Here is a 14,433-nt window from a genome sequence, read left to right as displayed (position 1 = left end):
GGAGGGACCACCTTGACGCAGACCATCGCCCCGCGCGTCCGGACCCTGGTGCTGCTGCTCCTGGCCGCGGCCTGCGCACTGCTCGCCGCCGCCGGACCGGCCTCCGCGCACGCCGCGCTCACCGGCAGCGATCCCCAGCAGGGGGCGGTGGTCGACAAGGCTCCGGCCCAGGTGTCGCTCACCTTCTCCGAGTCGGTCTCCATGGACGACGACTCGCTGCGCGTCCTGGACCCCAAGGGCAAGCGCGTCGACGAGGGCAGGCCCACCGGCACCGGCGGCACGACCTACACCGTGAAACTGCACGCCGGACTCCCCGACGGCACGTACACGGTGACCTACCAGGTCGTCTCCGCCGACAGCCACCCCGTCGCCGGGGCCTACACCTTCTCCGTCGGCGCCCCGTCCGAGACCTCCGTCTCCGTCTACACCACCGAGGCGGGCGGCGGGGTCGTCGGCTGGCTCTACGGGCTCGGGCGGTACGTGTCGTACGCCGGGTTCACCGTCCTGGTGGGCGGCGCCGCCTTCGTCCTCGCCTGCTGGCCGCGCGGCTCCGGGGTACGGCCCGTGCAGCGACTCGTCGTCTCCGGATGGCTCGCGCTGACCGCCGCCACCCTCCTGCTGCTCCTGCTGCGCGGCTCCTACACGAGCTCCGGGAAGTTCGGTGACGTCTTCGACCTGAGCCTGCTCGGCGAGGTACTGCAGACCAAGTCCGGTGCGGCACTGGTCTCCCGACTGCTCCTGCTCGCGGCGGCCGCCCTGTTCATCGCGGTCCTCTTCGGGGCCTACGACAAACGGGAGGACGAGGAGAAGCGGGACCTCAGCTTCGGGCTCGCGATCGGCGGAACCGTCGTGGCAGCCGGCCTCGCGGCGACGTGGGCGATGTCCGAGCACGCCTCCGTCGGCCTCCAGGCGGGCATCGCCATGCCCGTCGATGTCGTCCACCTGCTCGCCGTCGCCGCCTGGCTGGGCGGCCTCACCGCCCTGCTCGTCGCCCTGTACCGGGCGACCGCCGAGACACCCGTCCCCGCCCTCGCCGTACGCCGGTTCTCCCGCGTCGCCTTCGGTAGCGTGGTCGCGCTGGTGGCGACCGGCACCTACCAGTCCTGGCGTCAGCTCGGCTCCTGGACGGCCTTCACCGACACGCGGTACGGGCAGCTGCTCCTCGTCAAGATCGGGCTCGTGGCCGTACTGGTCGGCATCGCGTACCTGTCGCGGCGGTGGACGGCACGGCTGGCGGAGACGGGGCCGGCGATGGTCCGGCAGCGGGAGGAGACCGCGGAGGTAGCGGGGGCGGCGGAGAAAACGGGAGCGGCGGAGGAAGCGAGCACGCCGGAGAAGACCGCCGTCGGCAAGGCGTCCGGCAAGGTGACCGGCACGGCGAAGGCATCCGCCGCGACCGCCGGCTCCGGTGACTCCAGACGAGCCGCACAGCTCTCGAGACAGCGCGCCGCCATGGACGCCGCCCGGCAGAAGAGGCAACGCGACGCCGACCCTCAGCGCTTCGGACTACGGCGCTCCGTGCTCGCCGAGGCGGGAGTCGCCGTCGTCCTGCTCGCCGTGACCACCGTACTGACCCAGACCGAACCGGGCCGGACCGAGGAGGAGGCCAAGGCCGCCAACCCGTCGTCCTCCGCCGCCGCGTCCGCGTCCTCCGGGGCGGTAACCCTGGACATGCCCTTCGACACCGGCGGCCAGAACGGCAAGGGCGTCGTACGCGTCGAACTGGACCCCGCCCGCGTCGGCGCCAACGACCTGCACCTCTACGTCGAGCGCCCGGACGGCACCGCCGTCGACATCCCCGAGGTGAAGGTCGCCTTCACCCAGAAGGCCAAGGACATCGGGCCACTGCCCGTCGTCCCCGACCACATCACCACCGGACACTGGTCGGCGAGCGGAGTACAGATCCCGATGGCCGGCGACTGGGAGGTCGCCGTGACCGTACGGACCTCCGACATCGACCAGGTGACCGTCTCCAAGAACGCGCAGATCGGCTGAACCGCACCATGGCTGACCAGTCCAACCCGGAGACCCGCACCCCCGAGGCGAACCGTGGGACGCCCGGCGCATCCGGGCCCGCCGACGCCCAGGACACCACTCGGGAGGGCATCTCACGCCGACGGCTGCTCGGCACCGCCGGTGCCACCGGGCTCGTACTCGGCGCGGCGGGCGCCGCCGCCGGCTACGCCGCCGCACCCTCCTCCGCGGCCACCCCGCTCGCCTCGGTAGGCAGCGAGCAGGTGAAGTTTCACGTGAAACATCAGCCCGGCATCACCACGCCGATGCAGGCCCGCGGCCACCTCATCGCCTTCGACCTGGCGGCGGGCTCCGGCCGCAAGGAGGCCGCCGCACTGCTGCGCCGCTGGTCCGACACCGCGCGGAGGCTGATGGCAGGCGAACCGGCCGGGTCCCACGACACGGACGTGGCCCGGGACGCGGGCCCCTCCTCCCTGACCGTCACCTTCGGGTTCGGGCACAGCTTCTTCGGCCGCACCGGCCTGGAGAAGCAGCGTCCGGTCGCCCTCGACCCGCTGCCCGACTTCTCCTCCAACCACCTCGACAAGAACCGCAGCGACGGCGACCTCTGGGTGCAGATCGGCGCCGACGACGCCCTGGTCGCCTTCCACGCCCTGCGCGCGATCCAGAAGGACGCCGGATCGGCGGCCCGCCTCCGCTGGCAGATGAACGGCTTCAACCGCTCACCCGGTGCCACCGCCCACCCCATGACGGCCCGCAACCTCATGGGCCAGGTCGACGGCACCCGCAACCCCAAGCCGGCCGACGCCGACTTCGACCAGCGGATCTTCGTCCCCGGCAACCCCGGGAAGGACGGGACGAACGCACCGGCGTGGATGGCGAACGGCTCCTACGCCGTCGTACGTCGCATCCGCATGCTCCTCGACGACTGGGAGAAGCTGTCGCTCAAGGCCCAGGAGGACGTCATCGGACGCCGCAAGTCCGACGGGGCACCGCTGTCCGGGGGCACCGAGACGACCGAGATGGACCTGGAGAAGACGGACGGAGCGGGAAAGCTGGTCGTCCCGATCAACGCCCACGCCCGCATCACCCGCCCCGACCAGAACGGCGGCGCGGCCATGGTCCGGCGCCCCTTCTCCTACCACGACGGCTTCGACGCGGACGGCGCCCCGGACGCCGGGCTGCTCTTCATCTGCTGGCAGGCCGATCCGCTGCGCGGCTTCGTGCCGGTGCAGCGCAAGCTGGACCGGGGGGACGCCCTGTCGCAGTTCATCCGGCACGAGGCGAGCGGCCTGTTCGCGGTGCCGGGCGGGGCCGCGGAGGGAGAATACGTGGGGCAGCGGCTGCTGGAGGGGTGAAACCGGCCGCGCTTCACCCCGGCGAGGGGCTTGGGCGAGACGCGTCAGCCGCCTCGGCCGGGGCCCATTAGGGTGAGGACATGCCAGCCAGTTACGCGTATCTCGGTCCCGAAGGCACCTTCACCGAAGTCGCCCTGCGCACACTCCCGGAGACGGCGACCCGGGAGCTGGTCCCGTACGTGTCCGTGCAGTCCGCACTCGACGCGGTGCGCACCGGCGAGGCCGAGGCCGCGTTCGTGCCGATCGAGAACTCCGTCGAGGGCGGCATCACCACCACCCTCGACGAGCTGGTCGCCGGCCAGCCGCTGATGATCTACCGCGAGGTGCTGCTCTCCATCACCTTCGCGCTGCTGGTGCGCCCGGGCACCAAGCTCTCCGACATCAAGACGGTCACCGCCCACCCGGCGGCCCAGCCGCAGGTCCGCAACTGGCTCAAGGCCCACCTCCCGGACGTCGCCTGGGAATCGGCCGCCTCCAACGCGGACGGCGCCCGCCTGGTGCAGGAGGGCCGGTACGACGCGGCCTTCGCCGGCGAGTTCGCCGCGAGCCGCTACGGCCTTCAGGTGCTGGAGTCCGACATCCACGACGCGGAGAACGCCCAGACCCGCTTCGTGCTGGTGGGCCGTCCGGCCCGGCCCGCCGCACCGACCGGCGCGGACAAGACGTCCGTCGTGCTCTGGCAGCGCGACGACCACCCCGGCGGCCTGCGTGACCTGCTGGGCGAGTTCGCCACCCGGGGCATCAACCTGATGCTGCTCCAGTCCCGGCCCACCGGCGCCGGCATCGGCAACTACTGCTTCTGCATCGACGCCGAGGGCCACATCTCCGACCGTCGGGTCGCCGACGCCCTGATGGGCCTCAAGCGGTCCTGCCTCCAGGTGCGCTACCTCGGGTCGTACCCGCGCGCGGGGGTCACGCCGGCGGACGTGGACGCGCTGCGGCCGGGCACCTCGGACGAGGAGTTCGTGGCGGCGGCGGACTGGGTGGCGCGCTGCCAGGACGGCCGCTTCTGACGGCCGGAATCGGCCAGTCGTAGGTCATATCTGTCGATCTTCGTTGTCCACAGGAGTTATCCACAGGTCCTCTTCTCGACCTGGGGACAAGTCGACAACGAACCGCCATTCAGTCGACAAATCCCCCTACAGCCCCCCACTTCATCCACAGAGCCGCAGGTCACCCCTCGTCCACCTGTTTCTTGCCCGCCATACTCCGGAGTGACACCGAGTGCCCCGTTTTCACTCGAAAGTGGGCGCGTGGAGGGTTTGGACCAACCCTCTCCCGGAATTAGGAATGATCAATTCCGAGAGTCCACAGATCTTGCGCACAGCCTGTGGATAACTTTTCCGGGCTGTGGATTCCGACGGGCCTCGAACTCCACCTCGAACTCCCAAGTCCCGTTCTGTGCATGGGAATCCGGTCAACCCACCGCTCGTCGACTGGCTCGTTCCAGGGAATGAGACGCCTTTTATTGACAGTCCGGACCACAGGGCACCTGAGGCGTACACAACGGGCAATACCCACATAACGGAACGTGAGACTCGCGATCGGCAATAGTGAGTCGAGACCCGTCATCGCACACCGGTAGCCTTGACCGCGTGATTGACCTTCGCCTGCTCCGTGAGGACCCCGACCGTGTGCGCGCGTCCCAGCGCGCCCGTGGAGAGGACGTCGCGCTCGTCGACTCCCTCCTGTCTGCCGACGAGCGGCGCAGGTCGTCCGGCGTGCGCTTCGACGAGCTGCGTGCCGAGCAGAAGGGCCTCGGCAAGCTCATCGGCAAGGCCACCGGGGACGAGAAGTCCGAGCTGCTGAAGCGGGCGGGCCAGCTCGCCGCCGACGTCAAGGCAGCCGATGCCGAGCGCGACAAGGCCGACGCCGAGACCCAGGAGCTGCTCCAGCGGCTCGGCAACCTCGTCCACCCCGACGTCCCCGTCGGCGGCGAGGAGGACTTCGTCACCCTGGAGACGCACGGCACGCACCGCGACTTCGCGGCCGAGGGCTTCGAGCCCCGCGACCACTTGGAGCTGGGCCAGCTGCTCGGCGCCATCGACGTCGAGCGCGGTGCCAAGGTCTCCGGTTCGCGCTTCTACTTCCTCACCGGTGTCGGCGCGCTCCTGGAGCTGGCCCTGGTCAACGCGGCGATCGCCCAGGCCTCGGCGGCCGGCTTCACGCCGATGCTCACCCCGGCGCTGGTCCGCCCGCAGTCGATGGCCGGCACCGGCTTCCTCGGCCAGGCCGCGCAGGACGTCTACCACCTCGACAAGGACGACCTGTACCTGGTGGGCACGTCCGAGGTGCCGCTGGCGGCGTACCACATGGACGAGATCATCGACGCCGAGCGCCTGCCGCTGCGCTACGCCGGCTTCTCACCGTGCTTCCGCCGCGAGGCGGGCTCGCACGGCAAGGACACGCGGGGCATCTTCCGCGTGCACCAGTTCGACAAGGTCGAGATGTTCTCCTACGTCCTTCCCGAGGACTCGCAGGCCGAGCACCAGCGCCTGCTGGAGTGGGAGAAGCAGTGGCTGACCTCCCTGGAGCTGCCGTTCCGAGTCATCGACGTCGCCTCGGCCGACCTGGGCTCCTCGGCTTCGCGCAAGTACGACTGCGAGGCGTGGATCCCGACGCAGGGCAAGTACCGCGAGCTGACCTCGACCTCGGACTGCACCGAGTTCCAGTCCCGCCGGCTGTCGATCCGGGTGCGCGAGGACAAGAAGGTCCGCCCCCTGGCCACGCTCAACGGCACGCTGTGCGCGGTACCGCGCACGATCGTGGCGATCCTGGAGAACCACCAGCAGGCCGACGGGTCGGTGCGCGTACCCGAGGTGCTGCGCCCGTACCTGGGCGGCCGGGAGGTCCTGGAACCGGTGGCCAAGTGAGTGCCACCGACTCCGTCACGGCCGCTGCCGGCGCCGGCACCCCGGGCGGTTTCCCGTACCGGCTGATCGCCACCGATCTCGACGGCACGCTGCTGCGCGGTGACGACACGATCTCGCGGCGGACCCGGGACGCGCTCGCCGCGGCCACCGCGGCGGGCACCGCCCACATCGTGGTCACCGGCCGTGCGGTGCCGTGGACCCGTCACATCCTCGACGACCTCGGCTACGACGGCCTGGCCGTCTGCGGTCAGGGCGCGCAGGTCTACCACGCCGGGGAGCACCGCCTGCTGACCTCGGTCACACTGGACCGCCAGCTGGCCGGGGTGGCGCTGGCCAAGATCGAGGCGGAGACCGGCCCGCTGTACCTCGCGGCGAGCCGTGACGGCCTGGACGGCGACGTCCTGGTCGGCCCGGGCTACTCGGTCGGGGGCGACCTGCCCGCGGTGCCGTTCACCGACGCGTCGGACCTCTGGTCGGCGCCGCTGAACAAGATCTACATCCAGCATCCGACCCTGTCGGACGACGAGCTGGCCGAGGCGGCCCGGCGCACCGCTGGCGGCTTCGTCACGGTGACCATGGCCGGCGCGGGCATCGTCGAGCTGCTGCCCCTGGGACTGACCAAGGCCACCGGGCTGTCGCTGGCGGCCCGGCGGCTCGGCCTGAAGGCCGCGGACACGATCGCCTTCGGCGACATGCCCAACGACGTGCCGATGTTCGGCTGGGCCGCCCGGGGCGTGGCGATGGCCAATGCCCACAAGGAGCTGAAGGCGGTGGCCGACGAGGTGACGTCCTCCAACGACGAGGACGGCATCGCGGTGGTGCTGGAGCGTCTGGCGGGCTGACGCCGCCCGGCCTGACTCCGCCCAGCCTGACGCTGACGTCCCAGGCGCCGGTCTGCCCGCCCGGCGCCGGGCCTCGCGCACGGTCCGGACGGCACCGGCGTCCCCGTCGGGTGGCCCACGCCGGGCGCCTCGCGAGAGACGGCCGACGTGCTCGAAGCGGCCTCCCGATGCGCCGGTGCCGTCCGGCCTCGTGCATTCACCACAGTGCCGGTACGGAAAGCCGGGCGCCACCGATTAAATGCGGACGTAGGGCGCGTTACCGCCGGCGCCACCTGCGGCGTCGGCCCTTGCTGAAGAACCACCCGGCGGGCGGCTCGTCGGAGCGCCACGGTTGCGGTTCCGGCTGCTCCCGGCGCCAGCGGGCGGTGAGCATCCGGGCACGGGCCGACGGCTCGGAGGTCCCGGCGTCGCGTATGAACTCCTCGTCCAGGACGAGACCGTCCCAGGGGTCGTCACCACCGTGAGCGTCGCGCTGAGGTGTCTGGTCCGCCATTCCGGTCCTCCCCGCCCTGCGTCCTCGTGTTCTCCCGCGTTCTCCCCGGCTCTCCCGCGCCTGCCTCGGCCCAGTCTGCCCGGGCCGAGGTCAAGGCACCGTCAGGACCAACGCCCGGTCACTCCTCCCCGGCGAGCGTCAGCGACCGCAGCTTCTGGCCGGCGTACCAGGTGGCGAGCACGGTCACCGCAGCCAGCAGCACCGTCGCCGTCGGCAGGCCGACGTCGGAGGTGACCAGGTTCCCGTCGGCCACCTTCTGCGCCACCGCCAGCGACCACTGCTGGACGCTCAGCGTGCGGGCGCCGGGGACCAGGGAGCCGAAGAGGGCCTCCCAGACGAGGGCGTAGACGAGCCCGAAGACCACCGCGTGCCGGGACACCGTGCCCAGCAGCAGGAACAGCGCCGCGTAGGCGATGGAGGCGACCAGCGCGGCGATCGTGTAGGCGACGGCGACCTGCTGGCCGTTTCCGTTGAGGATCAGGCCGGCGAGGAACGTGGGCACGGCGGAGAAGACCATCGTCACGGCGATGGCGACGATGAGCTTGGTGAAGATGATCGTCGGCCGCTTGATCGGCTTGGAGAGCAGGTACACCACCGAGCCGTCGTCGATCTCCGGCCCGATGGCGCCGGTGCCGGCGATGACGCCGATGATCGGCACCATGGTGGCGAGCGCGAACCCGCCCAGGACGTCGGCCGCGGTCTGGTCGTCGGCGCCGGCGAGGGCGCGCACCGCCACGGCGATGACGAGCAGCAGCAGGGGCAGCGCGCCGAGGATGAGGGCCCGGCGTCGGCCGAGCAGGGCCCGGTAGGTGAGCCGGGCGACTGTGGGGTCGTACATTCTTCGGCCTCCTACGCCGCGACGAGATACGAGAAGACGGACTCGAGGGACTCGTCGGACGGCGAGACCGTGAGCAGCCGGATGCCGTGGTCGCGGGCGACCTTGGGCAGCAGGGCTGTGAACCGGCCGAAGTCGACGGCCTGGATGCGCAGGGCGCCCTCGGCGAGGTCGACCTCGATGCCGGACGTCGACGGGTCGGCGATCAGCGCCGCGGCGAGCGCCCGGTCGTCGCTGGAACGCACCAGGTACCGGTGCGGCCGGTCGGTCATCAGGCGGCGGATCTTGCGGAAGTCGCCGCTGGCCGCGTGCCGGCCGGCGACGATCACCTCGATGTGCCAGGCGAGCTGTTCGACCTCTTCGAGGATGTGCGAGGAGAACAGCACCGTGCGGCCCTCGTCGCCCATGCGCCGCAGCAGGTCCATCAGCTGCATGCGCTGGCGCGGGTCCATGCCGTTGAACGGCTCGTCGAGCAGGAGCAGGGAGGGGTTGTGCACGAGGGCGCTGGCCATCTTGACGCGCTGCCGCATGCCCTTGGAGTACGTGGCGATCTTCCGGTCCTGCGCGTACTCCATCTGCACGGTGGCGAGCGCTTCCTGGGCCGCCTTGGCGCCCAGGCCGTGCAGCTCGGCGTTGGCGAGGACGAACTCGCGGCCGGTCAGGAAGTCGTACATCGCCTCCCGTTCGGGGACGATGCCGATGTGCTGGTAGATGGCCTCGTTGCGCCAGACCGGCTGTCCGTCGAGGGTGACGCTGCCGGTGGAGGGGGCCAGGAAGCCGCCCATCATGTTGATGAGGGTGGACTTTCCCGCGCCGTTGGGGCCGAGCAGGCCGGTGACGCCGGGGCCGATCGTCATGGTGACGTCGTTGACGGCGACCACGTTGCCGAACCAGCGGGAGACGTGGTCGATGCTGAGGGTGCTCACAGTCCCACCTTCTTGTAGCGGCGCAGCAGCAGGCCGTAGGCGCCGGCGATCAGGCCGAGGGTGACGAGGACGTAGACCGCGCCCTCGGCGTTGCTCGGGCCGATCCCGCCGGGGAAGGCCGAGGTGGCGCCCAGGAAAGCGGACTGCACGCCGTCGATGAGGGTGATCGGCGAGAACAGGCCGATCCAGGCGACGGCGTCGGTGCTGCCCTGGACGTCCGCGATGGCCTGGAGCGTGGAGACCGCGCCGTAGGTGATGGTCAGGACGGCGATGACGGCCGCGATGCCGAAGCCGCGGCGCGGGGTGACCGACGCGACGACCAGGCCGAGGCCGGCGAAGAGGAGCGAGAGCAGTGCCACGGAGACGAGTCCCTGTGCGAATCCCTTGGTCTGGTCCGCGAAGTCGAGTTTGGCGAGCAGCGCGCCCACGTAGAGCACCACGAGCGGTGCGGCGGTGAGGACGAACAGGGCCGACGCCAGCGACGCGTACTTGGCGCGGACGTAGTCGGCGGTCTCGATGGGCCGTGAGAAGTACAGCGGCACGGTCTTGAAGCGCAGGTCGCGGGAGACGGACTGGGGGGCCTGCGAGGCGACGTAGAGGCTGATGACGGCCTGGAGGACGATGGCGTAGCGCGTGTAGTCCAGCGGCAGTTCGTTCGCCTTGGTGGCGACGGCCACGGCGACCATGATGGCCGCGGGCAGGCACATCACCACGAACAGCAGCATCGGCAGGACCTTGGACTTGACCGAGCGGCCGAGACCGTAGGCGCCGCGCAGGGACTGCGAGTAGAGGGAACGGCGGGCGTAGGCGCGGCCGAGGCGGGGGCCGTCGTAGTTGCGGTAGCCGATGTTGTGGATGCGGGTCTGGTCACCCGCCGCACTGGCTACGGGCTGCTCAGTTGCCATGGCCGACCGCCTCCTTCCGTTCTGCGTCGCTGTCCTTGAAGACCTCCGAGATGTGGTGCCGGCGCTGCTCCATGCGCACCAGGCCGAGCCCCAGGTCGGCGATGGCGTCCCGGACCAGGTCGTAGGTGTCCTCGCCCGCCGCGGTGAGCAGCAGGACGTGGCCGGCGCCGGGCAGGCCGCTGCCGTCCTGGACGTTCACGCCGCGCGCGTGGAGCGCGTCGCGGACCGCGCGGGTGCCGTCGGGGTGTTCGTCGGTGTCGGTGACCTCGATCGCGAGGGTCGTCGTGGTCTGGGTGAAGTCCGTGGTGGAGCTGGAGCGCAGCAGCTTTCCGCCGTCGACGACGACGACGTGGTCGCAGGTGCGTTCCAGTTCGCCCAGCAGATGTGAGGTGACCAGGACGGAGATGCCGAAGTCGGTGTGGATGCGGCGGATGAGGCCGAGCATCTCGTCGCGGCCCACCGGGTCGAGGCCGTTGGTCGGCTCGTCGAGGAAGACCAGCTGGGGGTCGTGGACCAGGGCCTGCGCGAGTTTCACGCGCTGCTTCATGCCCGTGGAGTAGCCGCCAATGGGCCGGTACCGCTCCTCGTACAGGCCGACGTGGCGCAGGGTATCGGCCGTGCGTTCGCGGGCGGCGGTGGGCGGCAGGCCGGACATGCGTGCCATGTGGACGACGAACTCGGTGGCCGAGACGTCGGGTGGCAGGCAGTCGTGTTCCGGCATGTAGCCGACTCGCTCGCGGATGTCGGCGCCCTTGGTGGCGACATCGAGTCCGAGCACTTCGGCCCGGCCCTCGGTGGCGGGAGACAGACCCAGCAGGATCTTGATCAGAGTGGACTTGCCGGCGCCGTTGGCACCGACGAGTCCGGTCACACCGGGTCCGACGTCCACGGAGAGCCGGTCGAGGGCGGTCACCCGGGGGAACCGCTTGCTCAGGCTTTCGGTCGCGATCACAGTCACATCCATGACAGTAGTGACGGGCGCCACTCAGGTCGTCAGACCGGAGAGCCGTCTTCGCGTCAGACTCGAGTAGTACGGGCCCGTAGGGGATGCCGTGCCTGAGAGCTACGGCACGAGGGCATAGGGGGCCTGCCTGCCCTTGCCCCGCGCTCTATTGACGGCAGGTCTAACAACTGGGAGATTCGGCGACGTCGCTGGGCTGAGGGGAGTCGACGGTGCTGGACGGTGCGCGGGAGCGCTGGGTGCGCTCGGGCGGGGTCGAACTGTGCGTGGCCGAACTGGGCGACCCGCTGCACCCCACGGTCGTACTGGTGCACGGCTACCCGGACAGCAAGGAGGTCTGGTCCGAGGTGGCCGCGCGCCTCGCCGGCCGCTTCCACGTGGTCCTCTACGACGTCCGGGGTCACGGCCGGTCCACCGTGCCGAGCCCGCTGCGCGGTGGGTTCACGCTGGAGAAGCTGACGGACGACTTCCTGGCCGTCGCGGACGCCGTCAGCCCGGACCGGCCCGTGCACCTGGTGGGCCACGACTGGGGCTCGGTGCAGTCGTGGGAGTTCGTCACCGTCGAGCGGACCAGGGGCCGTATCGCGTCCTTCACGTCGATGTCCGGGCCGTCGCTGGACCACTTCGGGCACTGGATCAACAAGCGCCTCAGGCGCCCCACCCCGCGCCGGGTCGGCCAGCTCCTCGGCCAGGGCGCCAAGTCCTGGTACGTGTACCTGCTGCACACACCGGTGCTGCCCGAACTGGTCTGGCGCGGACCGCTCGGCAGGCGCTGGCCGGGCATCCTGCGGCGGCTGGAGAAGGTGCCCGGCGGCGACTACCCGACCACTTCTCTCCCGACGGACGCGGCACACGGGGCGTGGCTGTACCGGGACAACGTCCGGCCCCGGCTGCGCCGCCCGCGCGGCGACGCCCACGCGCACGTCCCCGTTCAGCTCATCACGCCGCTGGGGGACGCCTTCCTCTCCGAGCGGCTCTACGACGAGCTGGAGCTGTGGGTACCGAGGTTGACCCGTCGCACGCTGCCCGCCAAGCACTGGGTGCCGCGGACTCGCCCGGACAGGCTGGCGGACTGGATCACGGAGTTCGTCACCGCTGTCGAGGGCGGCGGGCACGGGGCCACGGCGAGCGGCCGGCACGCCGACCGTTTCGCCGGGCAGCTCGTGCTGGTCACGGGCGCGGGAGGCGGCATCGGGCGGGCGACGGCGCTGGCCTTCGCCGAGGCCGGCGCGCGCGTGGTGGCCGTCGACCGGGACACCGAGGCGGCCGTCCGCACCGCGGAGCTGGCCCGGCTGATCGGTGCGGCGGCTGCCTGGGCGGAGACCACCGACGTCTCCGACGAGCAGGCCATGGAGAAACTGGCGGGCAGGGTCGCCGCCGAGTACGGCGTGGTGGACGTCCTGGTGAACAACGCCGGGATCGGTCTGTCGGGCTCCTTCTTCGACACCACCCCGCAGGACTGGAAGAAGGTCCTCGACGTCAACCTGTGGGGCGTGATCCACGGTTGCCGCCTGTTCGGCGGGCGGATGGCCGAGCGCGGGCAGGGCGGTCACATCGTCAACATCGCGTCGGCGGCGGCCTTCCAGCCCTCTCGGGCACTGCCCGCCTACAGCACGTCCAAGGCGGCCGTGCTGATGCTGAGCGAGTGCCTGCGCGCCGAGCTGGCCGGGCAGGGGATCGGCGTCACGGCGATCTGCCCCGGCCTCGTCAAGACCGGCATCACGTCGACAGCGCATTTCGCGGGCGTCGATGCCGACGAGGAGAAGCGGCGGCAGCGGCGCGCGGCCCGGCTGTACGGACTGCGCAACTACCCGCCGGAGAAGGTCGCCGACGCCGTTCTGGAGGCGGTGGCGCACAACAGGGCCGTGGTTCCGGTGACGCCGGAGGCGCGGGGAGCCCACCTGATGTCCCGCGTTTTCCCCCGCGTGTTGAGGCGGCTCGCTCGGGTGAAGCCGCCGCTCTGATATCCACAGGGAGACTCAAAAGGCCTGTGGATAACCGCACTTGACTGTGGATCAAACCTCCGACTCAAAATCATTCGCGTGACGCGCGTCTCTGTCGTCAGGCTGATTGCATGCCGAGAGACATGCCACGAGGACCCATGGACGACAGACGCACCGTGAAGGTGTCCAAGTTCCTGTCGAAGCATCTCCGCCACCAGCCGGAGAGGGTGGGGCTCGCACTCGACGAGGCCGGCTGGATCGAGATCGACACGCTCATCGCCGCGGCGGCCGCGCACGGCTTCCACTTCACTCGGGACGAGCTCGACCACGTCGTCGCCGACAACGACAAACGGCGCTTCGCGGTCGAGGGCACCCGTATCCGCGCCAGCCAGGGCCACAGCGTCGAGGTGGACCTGGGCCTTCCCCCGGCGACCCCGCCGCCGTACCTCTATCACGGGACCGTCGCCCGGCACCTGGACGCCATCCGCACCGAGGGGCTGCGGCCGATGAACCGGCACGATGTGCATCTCTCGCCCGAGCGTGAGACGGCGACCCGGGTCGGCGCCCGCCGCGGCCGGCCGGTCGTGCTGTCGGTGGACGCCGCCGCCATGCACCGCGAGGGACATGTCTTCCATGTCAGCGCCAACGGCGTCTGGCTGACGAAGGCGGTACCGCCGCGGTATCTGCGTTTTCCCGCCCGGCATTGATCGCCAGGCACTGATCCCGCATGATCGGTGGCATGGAGCAGCTGCCCACCACGCAGGCCGCCGTCACCGCCCTGCGCGCCATTGCCGAGGAGTACGCGCTGGAGATCGAGGTCGGCGACGACATCGGTGCCGACCAGACCTCCCGCCACAGCGCCGCGGGCGTGGGTGTGGTCATCGACGCCGACGGCTCCCTCCCCCACGAGGCCTTCGTCGAATTCGGTGGAGTGCCCCGGGTGAGCGTCCGGCTCTTCCACGAGGGCGACGCCCTGATCGACGTCGAGGGCGTGGAGTGCCCGGACATCCCGCGCGATGACGTTCCCGCGTTCCTGCGCTCCGTCTTCAGTGGCCTGGCCTACGTCAAGGGGCGTCGCTTTCCGCCCGGCTACCGTCTGATCGTGCCGCTGCCCGGCGATCGCGCGCACAAGGAATTCATGCCGATGGTCTTCCTCACCCCGTGGCTGAGCAGCCGCGTGCGGTGACGCCCGTGCATGTTTCACGTGAAACCCGGGTCGGCCGCTTAAGCGTTGTCCCGTAACTACTGATCGGTACTCGCGTCTGGTTACGTCAGCTGGGCGCCGTGCAGAGAGTTCGTAGCCGCTGATTCTCGGGTCGGCTG

13 protein-coding genes are annotated in these 14,433 nt (G+C 70.7%); 8 read left to right on the top strand and 5 right to left on the bottom strand.

Annotation, left to right across the window (positions count from 1 at the left end; translation table 11 throughout):
- Positions 1 to 12 precede the first annotated feature (12 nt).
- The 5 genes from KUM03_RS14650 (at position 13) to KUM03_RS14630 (ending at position 7,047) form a co-directional block, all read left to right on the top strand.
- On the top strand, positions 13 to 1,995 hold the full coding sequence (locus tag KUM03_RS14650; protein WP_217248448.1) for a copper resistance CopC/CopD family protein: 1,983 nt from the start codon (positions 13 to 15) through the stop codon (positions 1,993 to 1,995).
- An 8-nt stretch (positions 1,996 to 2,003) separates the two neighbouring features.
- A complete protein-coding gene (efeB, locus tag KUM03_RS14645; protein ID WP_217248445.1) occupies positions 2,004 to 3,332 on the top strand; it encodes an iron uptake transporter deferrochelatase/peroxidase subunit in 1,329 nt (442 codons plus the stop codon).
- Between the two features lie 80 nt (positions 3,333 to 3,412).
- Positions 3,413 to 4,345: a prephenate dehydratase gene (gene pheA / locus KUM03_RS14640; protein WP_217248441.1), complete on the top strand. Its 933-nt coding sequence runs from the start codon at positions 3,413 to 3,415 to the stop codon at positions 4,343 to 4,345.
- A gap of 582 nt (positions 4,346 to 4,927) precedes the next feature.
- On the top strand, positions 4,928 to 6,205 hold the full coding sequence (gene serS / locus KUM03_RS14635) for a serine--tRNA ligase (RefSeq protein WP_217248434.1): 1,278 nt from the start codon (positions 4,928 to 4,930) through the stop codon (positions 6,203 to 6,205).
- Positions 6,202 to 7,047 (top strand): HAD family hydrolase, encoded by an 846-nt coding sequence (locus KUM03_RS14630; protein ID WP_217248432.1) that lies wholly within the window; start codon positions 6,202 to 6,204, stop codon positions 7,045 to 7,047. The genes serS and KUM03_RS14630 overlap by 4 nt, the downstream gene beginning before the upstream one ends.
- Before the next feature lie 256 nt (positions 7,048 to 7,303).
- Here the strand turns inward: KUM03_RS14630 and KUM03_RS14625 are convergent, their stop codons facing one another.
- The 5 genes from KUM03_RS14625 to KUM03_RS14605 all read right to left on the bottom strand — a co-directional run bounded on the left by KUM03_RS14625 (position 7,304) and on the right by KUM03_RS14605 (position 11,158).
- The gene (locus tag KUM03_RS14625; RefSeq protein ID WP_217248430.1) at positions 7,304 to 7,540 is read right to left on the bottom strand and encodes a hypothetical protein; all 237 of its coding nucleotides are present in this window, start codon (positions 7,538 to 7,540) and stop codon (positions 7,304 to 7,306) included.
- Between the two features lie 118 nt (positions 7,541 to 7,658).
- Positions 7,659 to 8,378: an ABC transporter permease subunit gene (locus tag KUM03_RS14620; protein ID WP_217248429.1), complete on the bottom strand. Its 720-nt coding sequence runs from the start codon at positions 8,376 to 8,378 to the stop codon at positions 7,659 to 7,661.
- An 11-nt stretch (positions 8,379 to 8,389) separates the two neighbouring features.
- On the bottom strand, positions 8,390 to 9,301 hold the full coding sequence (locus KUM03_RS14615; protein WP_073725991.1) for an ABC transporter ATP-binding protein: 912 nt from the start codon (positions 9,299 to 9,301) through the stop codon (positions 8,390 to 8,392).
- Positions 9,298 to 10,206 carry an ABC transporter permease gene (locus KUM03_RS14610; RefSeq protein ID WP_217248427.1) on the bottom strand — a complete coding sequence of 303 codons (909 nt, stop codon included), beginning with the start codon at positions 10,204 to 10,206 and terminating at the stop codon, positions 9,298 to 9,300. Before KUM03_RS14610 ends, KUM03_RS14615 begins: the two co-directional genes overlap by 4 nt.
- The gene (locus tag KUM03_RS14605) at positions 10,196 to 11,158 is read right to left on the bottom strand and encodes an ABC transporter ATP-binding protein (RefSeq protein ID WP_217248836.1); all 963 of its coding nucleotides are present in this window, start codon (positions 11,156 to 11,158) and stop codon (positions 10,196 to 10,198) included. The genes KUM03_RS14610 and KUM03_RS14605 overlap by 11 nt, the downstream gene beginning before the upstream one ends.
- A 221-nt stretch (positions 11,159 to 11,379) precedes the next feature.
- Between KUM03_RS14605 and KUM03_RS14600 the strand changes: the two genes are divergently transcribed.
- From KUM03_RS14600 to KUM03_RS14590, 3 genes are all read left to right on the top strand, one after another.
- Positions 11,380 to 13,131: an SDR family oxidoreductase gene (locus KUM03_RS14600; protein WP_217248425.1), complete on the top strand. Its 1,752-nt coding sequence runs from the start codon at positions 11,380 to 11,382 to the stop codon at positions 13,129 to 13,131.
- A 137-nt stretch (positions 13,132 to 13,268) separates the two neighbouring features.
- Positions 13,269 to 13,817 (top strand): RNA 2'-phosphotransferase, encoded by a 549-nt coding sequence (locus KUM03_RS14595; protein WP_217248423.1) that lies wholly within the window; start codon positions 13,269 to 13,271, stop codon positions 13,815 to 13,817.
- Between the two features lie 20 nt (positions 13,818 to 13,837).
- Positions 13,838 to 14,296, top strand: coding sequence for a hypothetical protein (locus KUM03_RS14590; protein WP_217248421.1), 459 nt, complete (start codon positions 13,838 to 13,840; stop codon positions 14,294 to 14,296).
- Positions 14,297 to 14,433 lie beyond the last annotated feature (137 nt).

This window comes from Streptomyces sp. AC602_WCS936, from assembly GCF_019049125.1.
Classification (GTDB): domain Bacteria; phylum Actinomycetota; class Actinomycetes; order Streptomycetales; family Streptomycetaceae; genus Streptomyces.
The sequence above is the reverse complement of the archived record's forward strand: the minus strand, read 5'-3'. Positions and strand labels throughout refer to the sequence as shown.